Source organism: Staphylococcus sp. 231237_7MaSpsaltlick, assembly GCF_043107035.1.
Genome location: NZ_JBICNX010000161.1, coordinates 1 through 1,028, shown reverse-complemented (window position 1 = coordinate 1,028; position 1,028 = coordinate 1). Strand labels below are relative to the sequence as shown.

Annotated in this window: 2 protein-coding genes; both read left to right on the top strand. The window is 32.7% G+C overall.

The features are described 5' to 3' along the window. Positions 1-102: 102 nt before the first annotated feature. Complete coding sequence (locus tag ACF91D_RS30630; protein ID WP_392438515.1) at positions 103-525, top strand: DUF3168 domain-containing protein; 423 nt, start codon at positions 103-105, stop codon at positions 523-525. A 5-nt stretch (positions 526-530) separates the two neighbouring features. Then, the coding region (locus ACF91D_RS30625; RefSeq protein WP_392438514.1) for a phage tail protein at positions 531-1,028 on the top strand (498 nt) is incomplete at its 3' end.

Genomic DNA, 1,028 nt, shown 5'->3' with positions numbered 1-1,028 from the left:
ATGGTATACCACATATGGCCAAGAACCACAGCCTTTTTGGTTTCCTGCAGTTGACCAAGGTGAAAAATTTTTTAGAAAGTATTTTGGGTGAGGTGATTAAATATGTGGGTATCCGTTGAACCTGAATTCTATACTAGACTGTATAACAAAATAGAAAATCACCCATTAATTAATAAACATGTTAATCATAGAGTGTATGATGGTGTCCAAAAAAATGCTGTTTATCCATATATTGTGGTAGGAGAAACTAATGTTACTCCAGAAGAAACAGCAAACAGTATGACAGAAGATGTAGCAATTACTATTCATGTGTATAGCCAAGCCTATAACAGGGATGAAGCAGCAAGAATAATAAGAGATATTGCATTTATAGTAAATAGGAAATTAAATATACCAAACTATGAATTTATTAGAAGTCGTATAAGTGTCCAGCAAGTTATTACTGATATAGATCAGTATACAAAGCATGGCATTTTACGGCTTCTTTTTAAATATAGGCATAAAACAAGATATGAAGGAGAGTGAATGTTTTGCAGAAAAAGTATATTGCAGCAATTCAAATTGCCGATAAGAAATTAGCATCTAAATTAACGATTGAAGAGTCTATATTGTTAGCAAATTTTTCTGAAGGTGGACACACAATCAGTAACGATTTAGCTGAATTGATTAAAGGAGATAAAAAAGACTATTCACGTAATAGCGTAGAGGAAGAAATAAAACTAACTGTTGATAAAGTTCCAGGTGACAAAGGACAAGAAGCATTAAAGGCATCAGTTAAGTTATTTAAACAATTGCGTATATGGATTTGGGAAGTTCAAAAACGAAATGGTAAACATCACGGTACTTTTGCATATGTAGTTATTGAAGAACATGATTGGTCGTTTGATGATGAGGGCGACAAGATAGAAATTACTGCTAAAGTTAAATTTAATAGTGCTGATGGTGAAGTAGATGAATTACCAGAAGAATGGTTAAATCCTAGCGAAGCTGGCACAACTGTTGAATTTGAAAACATGAATGAATATGAA